Source organism: Antrihabitans stalagmiti (assembly GCF_016482825.1).
Classification (GTDB): Bacteria; Actinomycetota; Actinomycetes; order Mycobacteriales; family Mycobacteriaceae; genus Antrihabitans; species Antrihabitans stalagmiti.
On sequence record NZ_JAEMNV010000006.1, the window covers coordinates 189,218 to 207,985 of the forward strand.

Sequence of the window (18,768 nt, forward strand, 5' to 3'; positions counted from 1 at the left end):
ACTCCAACTGCACGTAGAAGTTGGAGTTGAAGTTAACGTCTCCAAGTTAACTCCAACTTTGGGTTGGAGTTGATGTTCGCCGAGAGCCGCTATGGCTAACCATTGGGCAGCTGTCACGGGGCGGTGGAGAACAATCGTGCCAACGACCATCTTGGTGACCGGTCAGGGAGAAATGACATGACGAAGTGGGCTCTGCTCGGCTGCGCGATCGTGAGCGAGGTGACGGCATCGCTCTCGTTGAAAGCTGCCCTCGACCAACCGGCCTGGTACGTGGTCGTCGCCACCGGCTACATCGCGTCGTTCGTTCTGCTCTCGTTCGTGCTCAAAGCGGGGCTTCCGCTTGGCGTCGCGTACGGGATCTGGGGTGCGCTCGGCGTCGCATTGACGGCGATCATGTCGGCCATCATTTTCGGCGAACCACTCACGACTGTGATGGGCATCGGGTTGGTCCTGATCATCGGCGGGGTGTTGTGCGTCGAGATCGGATCCCAGAAGGCTCAAGAGGTCAGCAGCTGATGGCCTGGCTCTTTCTGGTCGGCGCGATCGTCAGCGAAGTTGCCGGCACGTTGTCACTGCGCGCGGCCGTGAGTGGACGCAAGCTTTGGTACTTCCTGGTTGGCGTTGGTTATCTGCTTGCGTTTGTGCTGCTGTCGCTCGCTTTGAGTGAAGGCCTGGCGCTCGGCGTCGCCTACGGGATCTGGGCGGCGGTCGGCGTCGCATTGACGGCGGTGCTCAGCAAATTCATCTTCGACGAGCCGTTCACGGTGCTCATGGCGGGTGGAATCGCGCTCATAGCAGGTGGGGTGCTGCTGGTCGAGCTCGGAAGCACGCACTGACGCCGCGTTTCCGTTGGCGAAAGCCTGTGTGACGGACCGACCTGCCGCCCGTACGAGTCTCGACTTAGTTGCGCTAATGTGCGACACTATTCGAACGTTGCGAAATCTATTTCGCTTCGTTCTTCTGTCCGGACTGGTGAGGATAACGATGAGCGCCCAAACGCAGGCACTTGAGACCAGGACCTTCCTGCCGGAGCACCTCGAAGAACTGGCCCCAGTGCTGAGCTTCCTCGAGGCCCATGGGCAAAGGGGCATGACAGCGACGCCGTCATACGCCCTCGTCGGTACCGGGGAACATGAACGCATAGAGCTGCCGCAAGCAGTTCATCAGGTTCTGACGCAGGTTGTGACGGCATTGCTGGCCGGAAAAGCGGTTACCGTTGCCCCCCAAAGCATGACGCTGACCACCCAGCAGGCCGCGGACCTGCTCGGCGTCAGTCGCCCGACCGTCGTTCGACTAATCACGGAAGGTCACCTCCCGGCTGAGCGAGTCGGAAATCGCCACCGGATACTGCTGGACAACGTGCTCGTCTATCGCGATGCGCGCCGGCAGCGCCAATACGATGCCCTCGCGGAGACCTCCGTCGACATCGACACCGAGGACGACCCAGCGACCATCCGCGAACAGCTACGCGAGGCACGAGAAGCAGTCGCGCGTCGTCGCCAGGCAGCAAAAGCCTGACACAATCGCCGCATGTTCGCTGTCGTGCTGGATACATGCGTCTTATGGCCGAGCCTGCAGCGCGACTTTCTGCACATCTTTTCGCTGCGGCGGTCGTCGGTGGCGCTGGTGCCATAGTCAGCGACAATGTTGGTGACCTTCCCGCTGCCAAGATTCCCGGCCATATTCACGTCATCACGGCTGCAGCGTTCGCGGCCGATACCGTCGCGGTCTCCCCGGATGGCGCACTTCAAGCGCTTCGAGAAATGGCCGCGCGGTACAGCAATCCACCACACACAGTCTACGAACTGCTAGCTATTCTCGAAAACCGCTACAGCATGACCGAAGCTGTCGAAATGATCCGCAACATTGCGTGACCGGAGTCTGCGCGGTCCCGTACCGAATGAGCGCGGGCGCGGCGGGACGCGGTGACCCGACGCCACCGGTGTCGGTAGGTTGGACGATGATGCCGGGATGAGTAGCGGGGTGTACGAGCGATTGGCCGACGCCGTCGGTCGAGCGAAAGCTGGGTCGCCGCTCACCGCAGTGACGGTTGTCGTACCCAGCGTTGGCGCAGGTCGGGACGTGTTGCACTACCTCGCGCGGCGCGACGGCGTCGCGAATACTCGGGTGCTGACGGTGGGGCAGGTCGTCGAACGACTGGCGGGTCCGGCGTTGTTGCCACGACTGCCGTTGCCATATCCGTTGCTCGAAGCCGCGATCCAGCGTGTGCTCTGTGATGAGCCTGGTGTGTTTGCCGAGGTCGCGGATCAGCCGGTCACCGCGCAGGCGCTTGCGGGTGCGTCGTGGACGTTGTCGTCGTTTGCCGATCCCGTCTTGGCGGACGCGTCGCCGATGGTGGCGGACCTAATCAGGATTCATCGCATCGCCACGCGGGCACACTCGGCGCGCTACTTCCAGCAGTGGGAGGCGTATTCCACGGCTCTCGGGCGGTTGGGGCAGCTCGGGTCGGTCGTTGCGTTTTTACCGGGTGAATCCGATTCTGCTGCAGCCGCTTTTGTTGCCGAGCTGCGCGCTGTGGGCGAGACGATTGCCGACGAGGGTGACGTGTTCGGCACGATGGTTGTACATGCGTCCGATGCGGACGACGAGGTGCGGTCGGTTGCGCGGTTGGTGCGCTCGTATCTGTCGGCCGGGACGCCGGGACATAGGATCGGCGTCTTCTACGGCGGTGACGACCCGTACCTGCAACTGATTCACGAACACTTCGGTCGGGCAGGGTTGGAGTTCGCTGCGCCGCAATGTCACTCGCTGATCGATCGTCCTGTGGCACGGTCGTTGTTGCGAATCCTGAAGCTGGACACCGACGTGATGCCGCGACGCGAGTTGCTCGCGATCCTGTCCGAACGTGCCGTGCGGTGGAACGACGTCGACGGCGAACGGCTCTCGCAAATCCGGATCGAGCGGCTGACCCGAACTGCGGTTCCCATTGTCGGCGGCTCTGACTGGGATCGGTTGGGTGAGCTCGAGCCCGACGCCTATTACGCCGGAACGGCTGCGACGCTATCGGATCTGGTGACGTCGTTGCAGCGTGATCTGCGGTCGCTCAGCGGGGTGACGAGTTGGCAGGACGCGTCCGATCAGCTTGTGGCACTGCTCGATAGGTACTTCGATACGCCGTTCGCCGTTGACCTGGCATTGGTGCGGACGATGGCCGCGGGGCTTGGTGAGATGGACGGTATTGCTTCAGCACCGACGCCACGCGGGATCGCCGAAGCGATGGCCGTGCGGGTTCGGACGCATAACGAGCAGGTCGGGGTGTTGGGCGCCGGCGTGTCGGTCGGTCCCATTGCGGCGGGGGTGGGTCGGGACCTCGACGTGTGCATCGTGATCGGTGCCGCCGAAGGCATCGTGCCCGCAGCGCGACGCGAAGATCCTTTGCTGCCAAGCGAACTCGCGGGACGAACGTTGGCCGACGAGATCGAGCAACAACGTCGCCGACTGATGCTAACCCTCGCCGGTGGTGCGCGGCATCGTGTGGTGACGTTCCCGCGGGGGAGTCTGCGTGGTGGGGCGGAGAAGGTGCCGTCACGGTGGTTGATGCCGACGCTCGATGCACTTGCCGGCAAGTCGGTGGGTGTGACGTCGTGGCAGGCTGATACGGCCGACGCGGTGACGGTTGTGTGCATCGAATCCTTCGATGCGGCAGCGCAATACGCTGACGAACGCATCGGCGCGAGTACGGCCACCGAGACGGAGTGGCGGTTGCGTGCACTTGCAGGGGTGCCTGCCTCGGAGCGACAGACGTTGCTCGACGACGACGTTGTGCGCAACGGCATGCTGACGCGATCCGATCGGTTGAACGGGCGCTTCACGCGATTCAACGGAAATCTCTCTCGTGTAAGAGATTTGGTGCGGTTCTTCGACAAGCCGGTGCCGCCGACGCGGCTAGAGGAATGGATCGTCAGTCCGTATCGGTTCTTCGTTCACAATCTGCTCGGCGTCGATACGCTCGACGACCCCGATGTCTCCACCACGATGGACCCGTTGACGCGCGGCAATCTGGTCCACCTTGTGCTGGAACAGTATGTAAAGGAATGCATTGCGGGAGAGCGGCGGTCGCTGGATCGGCTGCTCGACATCGCCGAAGACGTGCTGAGCGATGCTCGGGTTCTGGCACCTGGCTGGTTGCCGCAGTTGTGGGAGAAGGACAGCGGCGTGATCAGGCGTGATCTGGTCGAGTGGTACGCGCACGACAATCGCGAGCACCTCGAAGGATGGACGCCTGCGTTTGCGGAGCGAGGCTTCGGTAAGGATCCAGATGAGGTCGAGCTCGATCTGCCTGGCGGTCGAATTCGCTTCTCGGGTGCGGTCGATCGCATCGACACGCATAGTGACGGTCGGCTGCGGGTGACCGACTACAAGACCGGCAAGTCCGAGTACTACCGCGCACAGACTGGCGATACGCCCACCGTCGGAGGGACGCGTTTTCAGCTGCCGGTGTATGGGTTGTTCGCGCGGACTCTGGGTGCTGGTGTTGTCGAGGCTCGGTATTGGTTTGTCAGCACGAAGGGTCAGTTTGCTGAGATCGGCTATCCCGTAACCGATTCCGTGATCGACGATTTGCGCGAGGGCGTCGGGGTTGTCCATCGTGCGATATCGGCGGGCTACTTCCCGCCGAGGCCGCCCGAACCGACGATCTGGACGGACGAGTTGCTGGAGCTGTTGGGTCGGCCGGGGCTCGAACGCGCGTGGGTTGCGCTGGAGAATGTGCCGGAGCTTGCCGAGTTCGTCGCGATCTATTCGGGTGATGGGTCATGAGCGAGCTTGTCGACCTGGACGGTCGGCGCCGGATCGAAACAGATACAGCGTCAACGTTGTTCGTCGAAGCCGGTGCGGGCAGCGGTAAAACACATTCGCTGGTCGAGCGGATCTGCCATCTGGTGCTCGTCGATGGGATCGAGCTAGATCGGATCGCTGCGATCACGTTCACCGAGAAGGCGGCTGCCGAGCTGCGCGAGCGGGTCCGCGCGTCGTTGGGTGCTGCTGCGGCTTCTCCTGTGCGAGACGCGGCGTTGATCCAGGTCGATACTGCCGCCATTGGGACGCTGCATGCGTTCGCTGCCAGGATCGTTGGCGAGCATCCGCTGGAAGCCGGCGTGCCGCCACGGATTTCGGTAGTCGATGCGATGGGTTCGCAGCTGTCGTTCGAGCGTCGGTGGCGGCGGATGCGGGCGGATCTGTTTTCGGATGCGAAGAATGCGCCGCCCGGTTTGGCCGACGCGATGCGTGTTGTGATCAGTGCGGGTGCGTCGCTGGATCAGGTCCGCGACCTGGCTGATTCGCTGGATAGGCATTGGGACCGACTCGTTGTCGGACCTGTTCCGCCGATGGTGTCGCCAGATCTCGATGAAGTTCTGGGCGTTGCCGATTCGGTGTTGCAGGCGATGATCGATTGCCGCGATGTCGAGGACAAGTTGGCGCAGCAGCTGGGTCTGCTGCGGTTGTGGCGTGAGGACTTGTTCGATGCCCGGGGGACCGATGCGTGGCTCAGCGTTGTCGTGGAATGTCCGGGTCCTGGCAACGGCGGTAGGGCGGCGAACTGGGTTGGGGCGAAGGCGCGGGTCGATGCGATCAAGGGGTCGATGAGGGCGCTGCGGGAGTTCGCTTTCGATGTGCGCAATCGGTATGTCGCGTCGGCGTTGGCGATCGTCGTGCATCACATGTCGCGGGTGATCGGCTCCGAAGCTTCCGAGCGTCGGCGCAGTGGTGAGCTCGAGTTCCACGATCTTCTCGTCTATGCGCGAGATGTGTTGGCGGTGCCGGGAGTCGCTGCGGCTGTTCATGGTTCGTATCAGCGGATTCTATTGGACGAGTTCCAGGACACCGACCCTCTGCAGCTCGAGATTGCGCAGCGGATCGTCGCGGGTGCGCGGGGCCGGTTGTTCACGGTTGGTGATCCGAAGCAGTCGATCTACCGCTTCCGACGTGCGGACATCGCGTCGTACATGGCTGCGCGGGATCGGACTGCATCCGACGACGTCGTCCGGCTGACGACCAACTTCCGTTCGACCCGACCGGTGCTCGATTGGGTCAATGCGGTGTTCGGCAATCTTGTTGTGGCGCAAGACAGTATTCAGGCGGAGTACACGCCGCTCGATCCGGCGCCGGGGCGGCCGTCGTGGGAGTCGGGGGAGTGGGGTCCGGCGCCGTTCGTTTTCGGGGCGGTCGATGAGCCGGCGGATGGTGAGGAGTCGCTTTCTCCCGCTGCGGCTTTGCGGGCTCGTGAGGCGCGTGACGTTGCGCGGGTGATTGCGACCGCGTTGACTCAGGGTTGGCAGAAGGAGTGCGGCTCCCACGGCGAGTATTCGCACACACCAGTCACGTTGAGCGATATCTGCATCCTGATTCCGTCGCGGGCTGTCCTGCCGTTCCTGGAGAAGTCGCTCGATGCGGCGGGGATCGAGTTCCGTTCCGAGGCTTCGTCGCTGGTGTATTCGACGCAGGAAGTGCACGACTTGCTCACGGCGTGCCGGGCTTTGGCCAACACTGCTGATTCGGCCGCATTGGTGGCGACGTTGCGGACGTCGCTGTTCGCGTGTGGTGACGATGATCTGTTGCGGTGGAAGGCGTCCGGCGGGTGGTGGTCGGTGTTCGCCGATCCGCCCGCGGGACTGGAGGGTTCGCCCGTCGCTGCTGGTCTTCGGTACTTGCGTGGTGTCTGGTTCGAGTTGGGTGTGATGAGTCCGGGTGCGTTGCTGAGTCGGTTGGCGACGGAGCGGCGGGTGTTCGAGGTGTCGATGGATTCGCCGAGGCACCGAGATGTGTGGCGGCGGTTGCGGTTTGTGATCGATCAGGCGCATGCTTGGTACGGCGAGGATCGTGGCGATCTGCGGGATTACCTCGATTGGGCGGCGACGCAGGAGGAAGAGAACGCGCGCGTAGCTGAAGCGGTGTTGCCCGAGATCGGTGTCAATGCGGTCCGCATCATGACGATGCACGCTGCAAAGGGATTGCAATTCCCGATGGTGATCGTGGCGGGTATGAGTGGCGGATATAGGAATTCGGCTGATCCTGTGTTGTGGGATTTGGATGGTCGGATGCATGTGAATCTGTGTAAGTCGGTGCGGTCGTTGGATTTCGGATCTGTGTCATTGGTCGAGCGAGCGCACTCGGAAGCTGAGCGGGTCAGGCTGCTGTATGTCGCGTGTACACGGGCGGAAAGTTTTCTGGCGGTATCCGGGTATCAGCCGTTCGGGAATGGGTGGGGGAAGATCGTTGCCGATGGGGTCGTTGGGGTGCCCTGTGGTGCAACGACTTTGGTCGATCCTGTACGCGTCGAGGACGGTGCGTCGTTCAGTGCGGAGCTGATCGCGTGGGATGAGTGGGTGGCGGAGTCTGTCGCTGTTGCTGCACTGTCCGCCGTCCCGGCGTCGGTGTCGGCGACCGCCGTTGCGCATCAAGGTACGGCTTTGGGCATCGATGTTTTAGGGGAGTACTCGCGGGCTCGGGCGTTGGTCACCGCGGACTGGATCGAGGTGGTCGCGCCAGCAACAGGGTCCGTCGAGAGTGGTGCGGCGTTGGGCGTTGCGTTGCATGCGGTGTTGGAGACGGGGCTGGCGTTGGGTGAGGGGTTCGATGCGGTTGCGCGGGCGGCGGGGGAGCGGGCGGGGTTGGTCGATGTGAAGCGGTTTGAGAAGTTGGCGCGGTCGGCGGTGGAGGCTGAGCCGGTGAAACGTGCTGTGGCTCGGGAGCATTGGCAGGAGATGCAGTTGGCGGGGGTGTCGCCGGATGGAGGGTCCGTAGTCGAGGGGGTCGCCGATCTGGTGTATCGGGAGGATGACGGGTCGCTGGTGGTGGTCGATTACAAGACCGACGTGGGCGTGACGCCGGTGACTTTGGAGCAGTATTGGGCGCAGTTGTCGGTGTATGCGGCGTTGCTGCGTCAGGTCGCGGGGGAGCGGGTGAGCGCCGTTGTGCTGGTGTTCTGCCGGCCGAAGGGTGCGCAGGTTTTGCGAAGGGTAGTTCCGAGCTAGTCGCGAGTGAAGGAGCAGGCATGCTGATCGATCTGAGTGGCAAGACGGCGTTGGTGACGGGGTCGACGCAGGGGATCGGGTTTGCGATTGCGAAGGGGCTGGCGGCTTCTGGCGCGAGGGTGGGTCTGAATGGTCGGACGAAGGCCAGGGTCGAGGAGGCCGCCGCTGAGTTGCGGGCTGCGGTTGATGGCGCCGATGTGGTGCTTGTCGATGCTGATGTGTCGACGGCGGAGGGTGCTGATCGTGCGGTCGAACTGCTGCCCGATGTCGACATCTTGATCAACAATCTGGGCATCTTCGGGACGGCCGATCCGCTCGAGATCACGGACGACGAGTGGCGGAAGTACTTCGAGGTGAATGTGCTTGCGGCAGTTCGTTTGACGCGGTTGTATCTGCCGCGGATGACTGAACATGGTTGGGGGAGAGTGCAATACATAGCGAGTGACTCGGCGATTGTGATCCCGGCGGAGATGATTCACTACGGAGTTTCCAAGACGGCGTTGCTGGGGGTGTCGCGGGGGTTCGCGAAAGTTGCTGCGGGGACGGGAGTCACGGTGAGTTCCGTGATCGCGGGTCCGACGCACACGGGTGGGGTGGAGGACTTCGTCTACGAGTTGGTGGACAAGTCCCTCGACTGGGATGCCGCGCAGCGAGAGTTCATGAGGCTGCATCGGCCGCAGTCGTTGATCCAGCGCCTGATCGAGCCGGAGGAGATCGCGAACATGGTCGTCTATCTGGCTTCGGAGTTGGCGTCCGCCACGACTGGTGGGGCCGTGCGGGTGGACGGCGGATATGTGGATGGGATTTTGCCGTAGGCAATGGCGGTGACCGTTTCGGAAGACCAACAAATCGGGTTGACCACCGAGCGACAATATTTGGATTGGCGAGTACCACATACTGCTGAACCTCGACTCGCTGCGAGTATATGCAGCCATCCTCCGTAGACGGTCGCTCGAAAATCGGTGAATTCGTGCAAATGCGCTTGAGCATGGGGTTTCATTTTAGGCTGTTGGTTGCGCCGACTTGCCCTAGGAGCGGGCAGCGAGTGGTGATTCTTGGTCACTACGCCAAGCCCGATGATCTTCCACCGGAGTTAGGGGCTGGTGATCTGTTCTATCGGCTGTGCGAAGACAATCAGCGGTCCACGATCGAATATTGGTCGAGATCGCAGGTAGAGGCCTTCGGAGCAGTCCGGTACGCGTAGATCGGTCCATACCTAGCGATGGCTACGACGAAACCTACTTATGCGAACCCCGAACTGGATGCCGCGGCTCGGGCCGCCGATTGTGTGGCGAATCTCGACATAGGTGAGTTCCTGGATCCCGCTGTTTTCGGTGACGGCGCTCCAAGCATTCGGTGCGTCTGGAGCGGGCGGTGTGATGGCTGGGGTGGTTTACTTGATGGCGATGCACTCGAGTCGAGACGAATTCGATTTCCCTCGACGCATACCTTGCGGCCAGCCGGTGGGTGGCGACTGCCTCGCTTGCTGCCGGCTGATCGGGTGGAAGCAACTGCATCGAGAGGAAAGTAAGGCCTAGCAACCGGAACCCTCGCTCGGGGCTGGCTCGACCACCGAGTACAGGCGCGACTTGCACTCGGCGACGATATAGTCGGGTACCGCATCGAATTCGCGAGGGTTCAGCTGCATCACATATTCGTTCTCGATGTGATAAGTCTCGTTGACAAACTTCTGAAAAGCTTCGTCGCCTCTATTCGCCCAGTTGTTGTTAACGGCGGCCCGGAACAACTGGACTTTTTCGTATCCGACGTCTGTCGCATCGAACTTGGCCTTCACAACAACCGGGTCCTTAATTTCACTCACAACACGTGTGTAGTCCAGGGTAGGAACACTTTTATGAATTTCGGTCATCCCCGCTTTGAAGTCCTCAGCGGTTAGTGGCGTGATCACACCGTCGAATCCTTTGGTACCGGCAACGTCGCGTGCATGGAGCAGACTCGAAAGAATATCGTACTCAAGCCCGAGATCGTTATTAACTTCGTACAGCCGTCGAAGGTAGATGCACTTGATGAGGTCGTCGGAGGATGCCCCGATGTTCGTCGCGCACACCTGTGAGAACGTCGATATATGATGCTTGCCGATAAGCGATTCTGTAACCAACCCCGCACGATTTTGCAAAAAATGGGCAGTCGGCTTCATCATGGAAAACTGACCGGCTGTTGGATTTAGCACTATGTCTATCACCGGCTCGATGTCGTGGGTAAGCATTAGAGTGGTGAAATCCCGAATGCTGCTCTTCCCGTGGAACAACTGATGGATAATTGCATATTTCTTGGTCTTGTCGAAGCTTGAAACAGGATCGTCTAGCACCACCAAGTCGGGCTGTACCTTACGCACATGGTGCATGAAAAGTATTAGGGCGAAGGCATTCTTCTCGCCGTAGCTCAGATGACTACTGGCAGCTTCGAGATGCCCGGAGGCATCCTCGTGTTCAACGATCATCCGGTACGCGTCTGGGGTCGTCTCGATCCTGACGCTATATCGGTAACCGGCTGAGCGTAGGAACTCATTGACGGCATCCTGGTTCACCTTGATTATTGCGGCTACTCGACTCGTCTGCTTCCCAAGTTCGGCACGCAATTCGTTGATCCGGCCTGCCACCTCGTCGAGCTTATCGTTGATCGGGTCAACCACCGAAGCAGTCTTGTCCGAGTGGAGCGCTTTGAGCAGAGGCAGGTCAATCTTAAGATCACGGAGTACTTCATCGACATTCTCCGCATCTCGGAGTGTGCTATAAGAGAGCCTCCGCAGCTCGGTCAGCTTGCCGAGTAGCGTGTCAACTTGACTACGAAGACCCGCAAGGAAAGTGCTCTGCTCTGGGGTGATTTCACTGAGCGAGGTGAGCATGGACAGAAGCTGTTCGCGGTGGCTCTCTTCGAAGTAGTCGCCCAACTGATTAATCGTTTGTCGGAGAGCGCTCAGGTTCTTGACTGCTGCGGACTCATAGATCGCGGAGACTTCTACTGCTGCAACCTTGTCCATATCTGGTCGCGAGCAATACGGACAGTTGTCGGAGATGTCTAGATATGCCTTACCCTTGGACTGCCACGTGATCCACGAGGCCGGATCGGCGCTGTCGATGAAGTGCTTATAGCCCTTCACCGAATTAGGTACGTTCGCGACTTTCCCCGCCACGCCGAGTGCTTTTAGTCCGCGGCTCTTCTTATCTATTGCGCCAGCCCTGGTCAGCGTGAAAGCATCGCGTAGCGAACTGAACGCTGACACCGCTGCTTCGAGGTCAGCCTGCTCGGAGAATGTCGCTCGAAGCGAATCGAAAAGAGCGTCGATCTGAGCAAGGCCTTGCTTGTATTCATCCGTGTTGATGAATACCTCAAAACTATCCTTGAGCACTTCTTCGCGTTGAAATACAAATTGCGAAACGTACTCCTCATTGAAAACAAGCACCTTTTTGATCTCATCTACACCCGTCACGCATGGCGTCGGCGAGCCAGGGACCCCGCGAAATTTGAACGGCACGAGTTGGTCAAGGTTGCTCGATCCGTCTGCGTGCAGGCTGAGGGCCTCAGCGATCGTACTCTTTCCAATACCGTTTGCGCCATACTTGATATTTAAACCAGCGCGCTGCAGTGTTATCGTAGCATTTAGAATGCTGTTGCAATTCCCGATCTCGATTACGAAGTCTGACGTTGATTGCGTGGTCATCAGCGGAGTGCCCATCGTCCAGCGGCGCCCCGGCGGCGGCGCAATAATCGAATACTCTCATATCGTCGTCATGCCGCCGGGAAAATGAGAAACGACCGGGCGAGCACGGTGGTTCAGAAGCTGCACGACGGTACCATCGCGCGGTATGGGCGAAATCTTGGTGTACCGACTTCGAAGAAATTGGGCCGTTCGTCGCCTTGACGGGACCATGCTCAGCGAGCGTGGCAAACGCCCCCCATGCCCGGGCGATCCTCACTACTTAGGGCGGAAACACTGAAAGTCCCCGCCGACAAGACACGATCAGGCGCTATGAAGCGCAGTCAAATCTACTGTTGTCGCAGGTATTTGGACCCGACGCTGTCAAAGGGAGAGGTTCCGGCGAAGCGCGCAATGTCCCTACTACGTACTACCGCAAAAGGATTGGGCGATCGCCCGCCGTACACAGCTTCCTTTGAAGGCCGGTTAGTTGGCGGATCCCGGAGCTCTGCACGAATGTCTCAGGTGCGTATGTTTCTAGACCACGATAAAGCGGACGACATCACGAGACAGCGTACCCGCCTCTTCGTGTTGCGTCGTTTTCCGCTTCTCCTACTCACCACCAGCGCGCGTGGCCCGGAAATGAAACACCTCTGCGGTTCGCCCTTTTTGCAGACTCCGGCGACGAGCAGGCGCCTTCTCGCGACCGATGCTGGCCCATGGAACCCTGACGATCGCGGTTCGTTGTAGCTCGTTATAGCGCACAGTTCCTTCATACTGAAATAGGCAACTTCGTATGCTTCGAGGAGTTGACTTAGGCGATGTTCGTAACTACGGCGAGGTCCTAGTGATCTGACAACACCTCTACACCGGAGGCTGCGGCCGAGCAGATCGCCGCTGATTGCCCCATGGGCGGTCCGCGAAGGCGCCGCTGGTTACGAACACCGTGGTCGCCTCGTGGTCGAGTACGCCCCCGCACGTGGATCGTGGTGCTGCAAGATCTCGGACCGCCGCTTCGATGGCGATGTCTACCCTCCGCAATTAATAGTTGCGCAAATGTAAAAGTACGTTCGATGACGAACACTCCCGGATATCGCATAAAGTTTCAGGTTGTGCTCGGTCGGGGGCTACGGGTAGGCCATTCCCTGGGCGAGGAAAATCGCCTCGATCAGATTCTGGTTAGTCGCTTCGGCGATTTCCTGGTCGATTCCAGGAGTTGCAAGGTCGAGCGCCCGGAGAGAATCGCTTACCTTGGCGATCGCGAGACAGCGGCGGATCCGGTCGGGGTGGTCCTGGGCGTAACGCGACAGCGCTGACCACTTCGCCGACGTGTCGGCGAGGTCGAACCGGTGGGGGTCGACGATGTCCATGACGTACTCGCCGTCGCCGTCGTCGTGCCAGAACAGGAAGTCGGGGTGCATCAGCTGATGCTTGTCGCCGAACATGTAAGGCACAGCTAGCGCGTGCCGACCTGACGAAGGGTTCCGGTACCAGCCAACGAGCGTCTCGGCGGCCAGCTCGACGTCGAGGACCTGCGCTTCCCACGACGAACGAGACGTGTCCACGGGAAACTCGCCTGCGTTGGGTTTACCGGTAGGAATGACATACAGGTGCGAGGAACGCGTGGGTATCGGTTCGGTTGTCTTGTCCCGGATCTTCTCTGTCGCAGCCGGATACACGTCGCGAATCTCAACCGTCGTGGGCAGCATCGGTGATTCGCTTAGGTGCCACATAGGTTCGATCTGGTCCCGGACGTGGCGCGGGCGCATCGACACTTTCGCGCGGTGGTCTTCGCGCCACTTGCCGATCAGGACGGCGGCCTGTTCCTCGATAACGGTTTTGAAGCCGAGTTCGGCCATTGCCGCCAGACGCGCCGAGGCGTCGACTTCTTCTTCTCCCGCATCGCACAGTTCTTTGAAGTACCAGTTCGCCGAACCATCCGGCAGGAGGCGCTTTGCTTTCTGGAAGTAGCCTTCCAAGTCGCGCTCGTTGGTAGTGGTGTCAGACTTGCCAACGCTCTGCATGATCGTTTCGCCGTAGGCAACCATTGTCGTGCTGATCGTTAGCGACATGATATCGCCTACCTTCGTGTCGATCTCATTGCTGCGCTGTCCATCTGCGGCGCGCATCTGATCGACGATCCACTGTTTGGCCTTGGCTGACCCATGCTCGACGAGGCCATGCTCGGTGAGTGCGGCGGCCAGTCGCATCAACTGGGCAGTGCGCGAGCTGAACGAGTTCTTCTGGCGCGTATACGACGGGACGGTGTCGAGCAGTTCAAAAAGATCTGCGGGCACCTCTGACGACTTTTCGCACACCACCGGTGCCACGACGATGTTGACCTCGACGGTCTCGTCCTCGGTCAGCGCGTTTACGACCCGGGCTACGTGCTCCGGGCGGAACCCCGGCAGGTACGCAGCCACCTCGTTGAGGCGGTCGTCGCCGGTCTCGGCACGTTTAGCAAGCGGGGTGCGGACGAGCCGGCCGATCAGCTGCGCGATCTCAGTAAAGCTGTCCTTATTTTGGAAGGAAATCATTACCTCGGCGCGTGGGCAGTCCCAGCCGGTGGTCAATGCGGATTTAAACAACACGGCCCGGGCCTGGTCGTCACCAGAGATTGCCTCCGGCGGCAGGTAGCGAATAGTTCTGTCTCCCACCTTCTTCGGCCCGTGGGGATCTCCGAAGGCGTGAGCGACTGCGTAGCCGGACAACGCCGGCCAGGTCGACTCAATCACAGAGAGGATTTCTGCGAGTCGGGCTTCCTCCTTCGCAGGCGCCATGCCTTGCTCGACTTGAATGACAAGCAGTGGCTCGACGAGTCTGTCGCCGGTGGTCTCGTGGTGAGCACGCCATGCCTCGTCTGCGGACTTTAGATCCTCAACAGCGAGGGCGAGCATCGTATTGTCGGCCGACTGCGACTCGCCGATACTGCGCAACAGGATGCGATCCTTGAGCAGACCAGACTCACGGACATCACCGGCTTTCACCTCGACGGGACGCATGGTGCGATCAGCTGCTTGCATGGCGGCTTTGAACCGATCGGGAGTCGCCGAGATTCCGAGGACCACTGGCGCCGGCGGCTGCATCGTGCCGAGGTTGGTTGTGCCGCCACCAACGATAGTCCCGGCGATCGACTTGCGGTCGGTGTTCTTCGTGCCGGAGCCGCGGTGCGCCTCGTCCCAGACCACCAGAAAGTCCTCGCCACGCTCACGCACGGTGTTGGCAATCATGTCCCATGCGCCGTGGGTCCGCTTGTCGTTGTGACTGCCGTCGGGCCTGACCGCATGCAGGGTCGAGTTCTTCTGCATCGCCTGAATATGGACGAAGTAGATCACCCCGGGTTCGAGGGTGCGCTGGTCGATCTCTCCGATATAGCGGATGCGGTTGATATCGATCGCGCCGCCCGACGCCTGGGTGATCTTGTTGATCGTCTGCGCGTTCAGCGCGCGGTCGTCGGTGATCCACAGGACCGTCATATTCGGATTCGGCTTGCGTGTCGGGGTGCCTTTGTAAATGCCTTCGAGCACCGCTGTGGCGACGACGGTCTTGCCCGCCCCAGTGGGAGCGGTGAGGCCGACAGCGGTGCGCTCACCGTCTTCGAGGTAACCGGCACGTGCCTTCGCGAGGTTGGTCAAAGCTGACTCGACTGCGGTGGTCTGGTAGGACTCAAGCTTGAACTTCACCGAGCACCACCGGTGATGTTGATGGTGTAGTTCGACAGGTAGTCCTCGTAGAGTTGAACGGTCTCAATCCCGACCGGGAGGCGCTCTGCTGTCTGCTGATACTCAGCATCGGAGTCCGTGATTACGAAAACCACCAGTGGTGGGACTCCATTAGTTGCAGCGTTGGTTACGGCGTCGGAGAATGCACTCAGTACATCGATGTCGAACAGGACGCCATATGTGTCGGTTAGCGCCCAGCCCTTGTCGGGCACCTCCTTTATGCGCGCCCCGCGCGCGCCGCCTTCGAGCCACATCAACGGCGCGACTGACTCGTATTCACGTCCGCGGCGCACCATGCCCGGGTCAAGATACGTGAGGTCGAACATCTCGACGTTAGTCGAGAGGCCGTCGGAGTAAACCGACCCGTCCCAGCGCCTGCCAGTGACCACCGTCGAGATGCGGGGACGGCAAACATGCTCGAACACCCCGAATGCCTCCCATCCTGGATCGCCAGGGTGCAGGCCATTTTTTCGGAGGTTTTTCGCCTCCGTAGCTCCGACCTCGTTGTTGGTAACTAGAATTGACTGGCGGACTCCGCCGTCCCGTTCATTGAGTCGCATTACCACCTCCGCGGTTGTCCCTGACCCCCCAAAAAAGTCGAGGACAACAGCATCGGTCGGTGTGCAGAGGCCAATCCACTCGGCGAGTACCTCCGGGTCTTTGGGGTTAGGGAATCGCTTATCACGGAATACTCCCGTCTGCTTCTTAGGTTCAAATAGTGAGCGCGAGCCATGCGTGCGCTGACGTTCGAACACCGAGAGCGCGACCGAACCCGTTACACCTTCGAGCGGTTTCTTCAGCCTGATGGGTTTGGTGTGGTCCTGTCGGAAGATCACCCACCCTTCGTCTATCGCTTGCTGCATGCGGGCAGGAGTGGAATAGCGCCATCCGCCGTCGGGAACTTGTACTGGTTTACCGGTTCCAGGATGAAGAACCTCGTAAGTCGGCCCACCTCCTCCCGGCCAGGTGATATCCGTGTCGCTACAAAGCTGTCCAGCGGGTAGAAAGTAGACGTTCCGCGACATCGCCTTGATGGGGGAATCTTTCGGTATCTCCCTGAACCAGTTGCGCATCAGTTGCGTAGCTTCTAGCTCGTCGCCGCCGGTTTCGTGCCACACTTTTTGTCCCTGTGCGAGCACCTCTTCGACACCGGATTTAGTGACTCGCCATCGAGCCCCGCGATTCGCGATTTCATCGGAACACAGAGCGTGAACATCAGGCGCGTCTTTCACCGGGACGCCCTCGACGGCCCACGCGTCCTTATTTATCGCATAGATCACCATGTAGTCGGCACCGTTCGAGACGAAGCGAGAGTCGTTCTTGCGACCGCCTTGCCAGACCACGTCTGAAATGAAGTTCTGGTCGCCGAAAACCTGGTCTAGCAGCATCCGCAATCGGTGGTGCTCATCGTCGCCGATGGCCACGATAATCACGCCGGTTTGCTTCAGCAGGTCGCGAGCGATCATCAGCCGCCGTTCGATGAACGACAACCACTTCGACGATTTCGCCCTGTCATTCTGGTCGACATAGCGGTCGTTGTAGATCCAGCCGTCGTTCCCGGTGTTGTACGGAGGGTCGATGTAGATCAGGTCGACCTTCTCGCGGTGCGTGGACCGAAGTGCCTGCAGGGTGTGGAAATTCTCGCCGTTGATCACAACGTGCCACGGCGCGTCGGCGGGACCATTCTCAATACGCTCCACTGAGCGCAGCCCTGGATAGATCGGCTCGCCGAACTCGCGGACGACAATCAGCTCAGTAGTACGATGCTCGCCCCCCTCGCCACTTAGAACGGCCACTTCGCGAGTCCTGTCGGCGAACCGCTCGACAGTCCACGTCTCGGCCGACGACTCATCGCGCAGTGCCACGCGAATGCCTTTGCGGATCGGATGATCGGGGAGGCGGACCGACTCGGGCATGTGCCTGTCAAACACCAAACCGAAACGTCGAGAACCGCGCAAAAGATCAACCTCCTGGGCGAGTCGTGCGCGCAGCGTCTCGTCGTCGATCCGCGAAATCAGCTGGTCAAGGACGTTAGATTCGTCAGGCATCTCGCCCCCCCTTGTATGTTCGTACGGCTCAACTGCAACCAATCGGAAAGCCTATGGTGAGCAACCCGAGGGTTTGTTGTCGGGGCTGCAACAGCCCCAGTCCTCGTGATGTCATCGACGATGCGGGGCCGGAGTCAGGTCGCGAGCTGAAGGCGGTCGCTGTGTTGTTCCTCGACCGCCGCGACCCACCAGCGCAGCCTCGGCGAGGCATTAGCGCGTGGCCGATGAGCTGAGTTCGCGCAGACTCAGCATCCGCCTCATCCGCCGCCCAGTCCCCGTCAGGATTCGGCTCGAGGGTGCGCAGCACCCATCAAATATCTCAGCCGCACCCAAATAAAGCCGGCGACCCGGGTCACTTGTGTCGGGCGGCGGAGCAGGAAGCTTTGGAGTACGTCGAGCCGATGTCACAAGGGCTCGATATGACACGCCACGAGTAGTCGCGGAGTGAATCGTTGGAATTAAACGTTCTGACCAGGACCAATTCTTGCTGGGCAGCGCATATATCACCGCTCACTTCTTGATAGCGCGCGGATCCGAACCTACTTGCGTTTTCGCCTTCGACACTTGGTGCACGGGTTTCGTTGTCTACCGGCCGGCCGCGGTCGTAACGCAAGAGATCAGGGAGCACGTCGAAACCCGTGCATCGGGTGCTCAGTTTTGGTCTCACACCTGCGTCCGGATCCGCCGGTGTCTACGCGATCGGTGTTCGTGCGTAGGTGGAAGGGCAATCCCGACGGCTCTGCCCGTCAAACGCTAGGGCGTGGTTCTCCTGTTCAGCATCTGCGAGGGGTCACCGTGCATCAACTTTCGGATCGAGAGCTGCGCGCCACGATTGTTGCTCACACTGCAAGCGAGCGGGAGAACCTTATCGAGAGCCGAATCGACGAGGCACTCGCGGCCCGGATTCGCATCGTAGAACTCACCATCGAGTGCGGCGAGAGAGCAGGGCGCAACCGACCTACCGGTCGCACAGCTTCGCCTCAATACGCCGACGGCGCCGAATTGAGTAGCCACCTTTTCGTAGTCTCCCGATAGACGTCGCGATCGACATCGTTCAATATGTCGATCGGTATGCCGTTTGCTCGGCCGACGGCGTTGTCAGCCGACAGGAGATCGCTTTCAAGGCGAACGAGTTCGCGACGCGCACATTCGTGACATTGCTCGAATATCCCGAGATCAGCCGTCAGATCATCACCGAGATCAATGCGACGGCCACGTCTGAATCGATGTCGCGGCGGACACCGATAGTGACCGAAGTCGGGCAATGAACGGTTCACCGATGTAAGCGCGGCCCCCCGCAACTCTCCTTCAGTTCTGGTGATGGAGCTGCTCGGATCTTCTTGGCA

10 protein-coding genes are annotated in these 18,768 nt (G+C 60.4%); 7 read left to right on the forward strand and 3 right to left on the reverse strand.

The features are described 5' to 3' along the window. Positions 1-177 precede the first annotated feature (177 nt). The 7 genes from JGU71_RS19290 to JGU71_RS19320 all read left to right on the forward strand — a co-directional run bounded on the left by JGU71_RS19290 (position 178) and on the right by JGU71_RS19320 (position 8,809). Entirely contained in the window at positions 178-516 is a 339-nt protein-coding gene (locus JGU71_RS19290; RefSeq protein WP_199705908.1) for a DMT family transporter, read from the forward strand. Beyond that, complete coding sequence (locus JGU71_RS19295; protein ID WP_199705909.1) at positions 516-836, forward strand: DMT family transporter; 321 nt, start codon at positions 516-518, stop codon at positions 834-836. The genes JGU71_RS19290 and JGU71_RS19295 overlap by 1 nt, the downstream gene beginning before the upstream one ends. Before the next feature lie 148 nt (positions 837-984). After that, a complete protein-coding gene (locus tag JGU71_RS19300; protein WP_199705910.1) occupies positions 985-1,518 on the forward strand; it encodes a helix-turn-helix domain-containing protein in 534 nt (177 codons plus the stop codon). Between the two features lie 44 nt (positions 1,519-1,562). Then, a complete protein-coding gene (locus JGU71_RS19305; protein WP_233529760.1) occupies positions 1,563-1,874 on the forward strand; it encodes a VapC50 family PIN domain-containing toxin in 312 nt (103 codons plus the stop codon). Between the two features lie 97 nt (positions 1,875-1,971). Next, positions 1,972-4,779, forward strand: a complete 2,808-nt coding sequence (locus tag JGU71_RS19310; RefSeq protein ID WP_199705911.1) for a PD-(D/E)XK nuclease family protein — start codon at positions 1,972-1,974, stop codon at positions 4,777-4,779. Further along, positions 4,776-7,994: a UvrD-helicase domain-containing protein gene (locus JGU71_RS19315; protein ID WP_199705912.1), complete on the forward strand. Its 3,219-nt coding sequence runs from the start codon at positions 4,776-4,778 to the stop codon at positions 7,992-7,994. Before JGU71_RS19310 ends, JGU71_RS19315 begins: the two co-directional genes overlap by 4 nt. A 20-nt stretch (positions 7,995-8,014) precedes the next feature. After that, positions 8,015-8,809: an SDR family NAD(P)-dependent oxidoreductase gene (locus JGU71_RS19320; protein WP_199705913.1), complete on the forward strand. Its 795-nt coding sequence runs from the start codon at positions 8,015-8,017 to the stop codon at positions 8,807-8,809. A 719-nt stretch (positions 8,810-9,528) separates the two neighbouring features. Here JGU71_RS19320 and JGU71_RS19325 read toward each other — a convergent pair. The 3 genes from JGU71_RS19325 to JGU71_RS19335 all read right to left on the reverse strand — a co-directional run bounded on the left by JGU71_RS19325 (position 9,529) and on the right by JGU71_RS19335 (position 17,422). Beyond that, complete coding sequence (locus tag JGU71_RS19325; RefSeq protein ID WP_199705914.1) at positions 9,529-11,676, reverse strand: AAA family ATPase; 2,148 nt, start codon at positions 11,674-11,676, stop codon at positions 9,529-9,531. A gap of 1,103 nt (positions 11,677-12,779) precedes the next feature. Continuing rightward, complete coding sequence (locus JGU71_RS19330) at positions 12,780-15,335, reverse strand: DEAD/DEAH box helicase (RefSeq protein WP_199705915.1); 2,556 nt, start codon at positions 15,333-15,335, stop codon at positions 12,780-12,782. Then, on the reverse strand, positions 15,332-17,422 hold the full coding sequence (locus tag JGU71_RS19335; RefSeq protein ID WP_199705916.1) for a site-specific DNA-methyltransferase: 2,091 nt from the start codon (positions 17,420-17,422) through the stop codon (positions 15,332-15,334). The genes JGU71_RS19330 and JGU71_RS19335 overlap by 4 nt, the downstream gene beginning before the upstream one ends. Between the last annotated feature and the right edge of the window lie 1,346 nt (positions 17,423-18,768).

Excerpts from the sequence above, each read along its gene's own strand:
- JGU71_RS19290 (WP_199705908.1), top strand. The coding sequence starts at position 178 with ATGACGAAGTGGGCTCTGCTCGGCTGCGCGATCGTGAGCGAGGTGACG.
- JGU71_RS19295 (WP_199705909.1), top strand. The coding sequence starts at position 516 with ATGGCCTGGCTCTTTCTGGTCGGCGCGATCGTCAGCGAAGTTGCCGGC.
- JGU71_RS19300 (WP_199705910.1), top strand. The coding sequence starts at position 985 with ATGAGCGCCCAAACGCAGGCACTTGAGACCAGGACCTTCCTGCCGGAG.
- JGU71_RS19305 (WP_233529760.1), top strand. The coding sequence starts at position 1,563 with ATGGCCGAGCCTGCAGCGCGACTTTCTGCACATCTTTTCGCTGCGGCG.
- JGU71_RS19310 (WP_199705911.1), top strand. The coding sequence starts at position 1,972 with ATGAGTAGCGGGGTGTACGAGCGATTGGCCGACGCCGTCGGTCGAGCG.
- JGU71_RS19315 (WP_199705912.1), top strand. The coding sequence starts at position 4,776 with ATGAGCGAGCTTGTCGACCTGGACGGTCGGCGCCGGATCGAAACAGAT.
- JGU71_RS19320 (WP_199705913.1), top strand. The coding sequence starts at position 8,015 with ATGCTGATCGATCTGAGTGGCAAGACGGCGTTGGTGACGGGGTCGACG.
- JGU71_RS19325 (WP_199705914.1), bottom strand. The coding sequence starts at position 11,676 with ATGACCACGCAATCAACGTCAGACTTCGTAATCGAGATCGGGAATTGC.
- JGU71_RS19335 (WP_199705916.1), bottom strand. The coding sequence starts at position 17,422 with ATGCCTGACGAATCTAACGTCCTTGACCAGCTGATTTCGCGGATCGAC.